This window comes from Methyloceanibacter sp., assembly GCF_049590335.1.
GTDB lineage: Bacteria > Pseudomonadota > Alphaproteobacteria > Rhizobiales > Methyloligellaceae > Methyloceanibacter.
The window spans coordinates 1-5041 of the sequence record NZ_JBAWCQ010000143.1; the positions used below are offsets into that span (position 1 = coordinate 1).

6 protein-coding genes are annotated in these 5041 nt (G+C 61.4%); all 6 read right to left on the reverse strand.

Annotated features, from left to right (window positions below; genetic code table 11):
• The coding region (locus WBQ77_RS11235) for a sodium/proton-translocating pyrophosphatase (RefSeq protein ID WP_424060291.1) at positions 1 to 1370 on the reverse strand (1370 nt) is incomplete at its 3' end.
• Between the two features lie 192 nt (positions 1371 to 1562).
• Positions 1563 to 2555, reverse strand: a complete 993-nt coding sequence (thiL, locus tag WBQ77_RS11240) for a thiamine-phosphate kinase (protein WP_424060293.1) — start codon at positions 2553 to 2555, stop codon at positions 1563 to 1565.
• Positions 2556 to 2576: 21 nt separating this feature from the next.
• Positions 2577 to 3074: a transcription antitermination factor NusB gene (gene nusB, locus WBQ77_RS11245; RefSeq protein ID WP_424044701.1), complete on the reverse strand. Its 498-nt coding sequence runs from the start codon at positions 3072 to 3074 to the stop codon at positions 2577 to 2579.
• 5 nt (positions 3075 to 3079) lie between these two features.
• The gene (gene ribH / locus WBQ77_RS11250; protein WP_424044699.1) at positions 3080 to 3550 is read right to left on the reverse strand and encodes a 6,7-dimethyl-8-ribityllumazine synthase; all 471 of its coding nucleotides are present in this window, start codon (positions 3548 to 3550) and stop codon (positions 3080 to 3082) included.
• A 5-nt stretch (positions 3551 to 3555) separates the two neighbouring features.
• Positions 3556 to 4677, reverse strand: a complete 1122-nt coding sequence (gene ribB, locus WBQ77_RS11255; protein ID WP_424060295.1) for a 3,4-dihydroxy-2-butanone-4-phosphate synthase — start codon at positions 4675 to 4677, stop codon at positions 3556 to 3558.
• On the reverse strand, positions 4674 to 5041 hold a 368-nt coding region (locus WBQ77_RS11260), incomplete at its 5' end, for a riboflavin synthase (RefSeq protein ID WP_424060297.1). The genes ribB and WBQ77_RS11260, both read right to left, overlap by 4 nt.

Below are 5041 nucleotides of genomic sequence, written 5' to 3' on the forward strand. Positions count from 1 at the left end.
GTCGTCTTGCGGGTGTCCTCAGGCAGGCCTGCCATCTCCGCGATGCCACCGGCATTGTCGGTGACAGGACCAAAGGCGTCGAGTGCGACGATCATGCCGGCCAGCGCCAACATGGTGGTCACCGCGATGGCGATGCCGAAAAGACCGGCCAGAGAATAGGAAATGATGATCGCGCCGACGATGACCAAAGCCGGGAGCGCCGTCGACTCGAGCGAGATGGCGAGGCCCTGAATGACGTTGGTACCGTGGCCGGTGACGGAGGCTTTGGCGATGGACTGCACCGGACGGTAGTCCGTGCCGGTGTAGTACTCGGTGATCACCACGATCAGCGCGGTGACCACAAGGCCCACGGCGCCACAGAAGTACAGCGACATCCCGGTAAAGCTGACATCGCCGACCGTGAAGGTCGTATCCATCCCGACCAGCCAGGCCGTGACCGGCCATAGTGCGATCAGGGACAGGACGCCCGTCGCGATCACGCCCTTGTAGAGAGCGCCCATGATCGACTGGCTCGCACCGAGACGAACGAAATAGGTGCCGATGATCGAGGTGATGACGCACACGGCGCCAATCGCCATCGGATAGACCATCATCTCCATCACGCGGTCGCCGCCGGCGAAATAGATCGAGGCGAGAACCATGGTGGCGACGACCGTGACCACATAGGTCTCGAACAGATCGGCGGCCATGCCGGCGCAGTCGCCGACATTGTCACCCACATTGTCGGCAATCGTTGCCGGGTTGCGCGGATCGTCTTCCGGAATGCCCGCTTCAACCTTACCGACGAGATCGCCGCCTACGTCAGCACCCTTGGTGAAGATACCGCCACCGAGACGGGCGAAGATGGAGATCAACGAGGCACCGAAGCCCAAGGCGACGAGCGCATCAACGACCACGCGTGATGCGGGGTCGTAGCCGAGGTACTTGGTGAGGATGAGGAAGTAGACCGAAACGCCGAGCAGCGCGAGACCGGCCACGAGGAGACCCGTGATGGCGCCGGAGCGGAAGGCAAGGCTCAAGCCGCCAGCCAGGCTGGTGGTGGCGGCCTGCGCCGTACGCACATTGGCGCGCACTGAAACGTTCATGCCGATGAAGCCGGCCAAACCTGAGAGGATCGCACCGATGGCGAAACCGATCGCTTGAGGCAGACCGAGCAGGAAATAGAGCGCGATGAAGATGACCACACCGACGAGGGCGATGGCTTGGTATTGACGCGAAAGATAGGCCTGCGCGCCTTCCTGGATCGCCGCGGCGATCTCTTGCATGCGCGGCGTGCCCGGATCGGCCGCGAGAACGGCTTTGGTGGTCCAAGCGCCGTACGCGATTGAGAGCGCCCCACAGGCGATGATGAGATAGAGAACCCATGTCATAGCAGACTGCCCCGTTTATTGGATTTGTTGGAGTTAGGATAAATCGCGGCTGCTGAAACGACATGGCCAGTGTCCGCCGCTTGTTTCCCCCTGGAATGGACTTAGCCGGAGCGGAAAATGCCAAAATTGCGTCATGGACGCAACAGACGGTCGCCTTGATTGTACCAATGGCCAAGAAGGTCCGCCCGGGGCCTAGAAGTGGCTGAATCCCTTGCGTTCCAAGGCGATCACGCGGCCGCCCTGCTCCAGAAGGCGTACCCCGTCAGCGGCGTCCGTGATCTCCCCGAGCTGAACGAAGGGCACGCCGTGAGACTCGGCCTCCGATTCGAACCGCGCCGCCGAGGTCTCGGAGACGGCGATTAGGGCCGCGTAGTCGTCTCCCGCCACGACTAGATCCCTTAAGAGAGCGGGCATCGCCCCAAGCCCCTTTTGCGCTGCCGGCGAGAACGGGACCCGGCCGATCTGGATTTCGGCGCCCACATGGGAGACCCCACAAAGCTTTTCGAGATCTGCCGCCAGTCCGTCCGAGACATCGATCGCCGCCTTGGCGAAGTTTCGGATCAGGAGCGCGGCGCCCGTATCGATCGGCGGGCGGCGATAGCGGTCCGTCAAATAGTCGACGTCACCGTCGGAAAGACCCCAGGCCTCGGCGAGAGAAGCATCTTGCAGGAGCTTCAGACCCAAATACGCATCGCCGATCGTGCCGTTAGTGTAGAGGCGATCGCCGGGCTTGGCGCCAAGCCGCGTGATGGCCGATTCATGCTGCACCAGGCCGAGCGCCGTCAAAGTGATCGTGGGGGGGCCGGATGTCGCGGTCGTATCGCCGCCGATCAGGGAGATGCCGGTCCGGTCCTGAACCTCTGCCAGCCCCGCCGCGAAGGCTTCCAGCCAGGCCATGTCCGTCTCGCGCGGCAGCGCGAGCGAAAGCGTATAGACGTAGCCGTAGGCGCCTTTGGCCGTCAGGTCCGACAGATTGACCGCCAGGGCCTTGTACCCGATGGAGCCGGGTGGATCGTCTTTCAGGAAATGGACGCCGCTAACGAGCGTGTCGCAGGTCACAACGAGCTGGTGATCGTCGGTGACGGTCAGGACGGCTGCGTCATCTTTGAGCCCCAGCGCTCCTGCTTCCTTTGCGAGCGGTGCAAAAATGCGGGCGATGATGTCGAACTCTCCCGCGAGTGCCATGCAGATCCCCTTTTTCGCTTCCTAGCCCTCACCCATGACGGTACGGTCGAACTCCTGAGACCTTTCTTTCCGCGCGAGCCGGTCCAGGACACCGTTGACTACTTTTGGTTCATCGCCACTAAAGAAGGCATGGGCGATGTCAACATACTCATTGATTACCACCCGGACCGGCACATCATCACGGATTGTAATCTCAAAAGCGGCGGAACGCAGGAGTGCACGCAGTATGGAGTCCACGCGGTTCAACCGCCAGCCCTCGGCGAGCTGCTGATCGAGCATGGGATCGAGGCGGAGCTGTTCGCGGACCACCCCATCGACCAGATCTTGGAAGAATTCGTCTTCGGCCGCGTGATAGCGGTCTCCTTCCACCTCCTGGCCGAGGCGATGCGCTTGAAACTCCGCGACGACGTCGTTCAGATCGATGCCGGTGATGTCCATTTGGTAGAGCGCCTGAACCGCCGCGAGGCGCGCGGCGCTCCTGGAGGAGGCCCGGTCCGAAGGTTTGATCTTGTCTGCCATGGTCTTTAGCGACGGCTTGCAGAGGAAAAATGCTGCTCGAGCCGCATTAAAGTCAAACAGGCGCGTGCCGCGTCGCCGCCCTTATTCCGCCCATCCACGCTCGCACGCTCCCATGCCTGCTCCATGCTCTCGCAGGTAATGATGCCGGAGCCGATCGGAACGCCGTGCTGAAGGGCGAGCTGGTTGATCCCGGCGGCGGACTCCCGTGCGACGATGTCGAAATGGCTCGTCTGCCCGCGAATGACGCATCCGAGCCCGATGCAGCCGCGATGCCGGCCGGCACGCCCGACGAACCCATTGGCGAGCGCAAGGCTAAGCGCGAGCGGAATCTCAAGCGCCCCTGGGACTGAAATTTCCTCGAACTCGACATCGTTGCCGCGCAATTCGGCGATGGCGCCACGGGCAAGCTCGTCGGCAATGTCTTCATAGAAGCGCGCCGAGATGATGAGAACAGAATTGGGACCTTTGCGGCTCATAATTTTTACTCCAGGCCGCGATGGCCAACGACCGTCAGCCCGTATCCTTCGAGCCCGACAATCTTGCGCGCGGGCGAGTTCGATAACAGAACCATTTCGCGAACGCCAAGGTCTAGTAGGATCTGTGCACCAATACCGTAATCCATCAGGCGGGGCTTACCGCCGCCATTTGCGCCCTTATTGAGGCTTGCCGAAATCGCGTCCGGCCGGGACTCTCGGATCAGAACAACCACGCCGCGCCCTTCCCGGTCGACGATATCCAAGGCCTTGCAGACACTATTATCACAGCCCGCGGTGAGTATGTCTTCCAGCGTGTTGACCGCATGCACCCGGACGAGAACCGGATCAACCGATCCGATGTCTCCTTTGACCAGGGCGACATGCTCTACCGAGTCCACCGTCGTGGCATAGACTTTGGCCTGGAAGGTGTGCCCCACCGGCCCGTCGATTGGCGCGTCGGCGACAACTCTCACAAGATGATCGTAGCGCAGACGGTAAGCGATTAGATCAGAGATTGTCGCGATTTTCAGACCATGGAACTGGGCAAAGCTCACGAGGTCGGGCAAGCGCGCCATGGTGCCGTCGTCGTTCATGATCTCGCAGATGACACCTGCGGGGTACAGCCCCGCCAGGCGTGAGATGTCGACCGCCGCTTCGGTGTGCCCGGCGCGCACCAGCACGCCGCCCTCTTTCGCCAGCAGCGGAAACACATGGCCGGGCGTGACGATATCGCGATGATCTTTGGTCGGATCGATTGCCACCGAAATCGTATGCGCGCGGTCATGCGCGGAGATACCTGTCGAGACGCCCTCGCGCGCTTCGATCGATACCGTGAATGCCGTCGAATGCCGGGAGCGATTCGACTGAGACATGAGCTCCAAACGCAACTGCTGAGCTCGATCGTTGCTGATGGACAGACAAATCAATCCACGGCCGTACTTGGCCATGAAGTTGATGGTGTCGGGCGTGGCCATTTGCGCCGGGATTACAAGGTCGCCCTCGTTCTCACGGTCCTCCGCGTCGACAAGAATGAACATCTTGCCGTTGCGAGCATCCTCGATCACTTCCTCGATAGGCGACAGAAGCCGGTTGAGTTCCGTGGCTTCCGCCGCAGTCAAAGCCGTCACCAATGCATTCCTTCCGTTTGAGCCAGCCGCGCCACGTAGCGCGCGAGCAAATCGACTTCAAAGTTTACCAGATCGCCGGGTCGCCGGTCGCCCCAGCTCGTATGGGTGAGCGTATAGGGGATGATGTTCACGTCGAAGCGCGGCCCCTCCACTTCGTTGACGGTGAGAGATACGCCATCCAGGGCTATCGACCCTTTGGACGCAACGAATTTCGCGAATTCGGCCGGCACTTCCAGTAGGAACCTGACGCTGTCGCCATCGGGGAAGCGCGAAACGATTTTCGCCAGACCGTCCACGTGCCCCGTGACGATATGACCCCCCAGTTCCTCGCCAAGAGCTAGGGCGCGTTCCAGGTTCATTTTGC

Coding starts and splice junctions, on each gene's coding strand:
- thiL (WP_424060293.1), bottom strand. CDS start 2,555: ATGGCACTCGCGGGAGAGTTCGACATCATCGCCCGCATTTTTGCACCG.
- nusB (WP_424044701.1), bottom strand. CDS start 3,074: ATGGCAGACAAGATCAAACCTTCGGACCGGGCCTCCTCCAGGAGCGCC.
- ribH (WP_424044699.1), bottom strand. CDS start 3,550: ATGAGCCGCAAAGGTCCCAATTCTGTTCTCATCATCTCGGCGCGCTTC.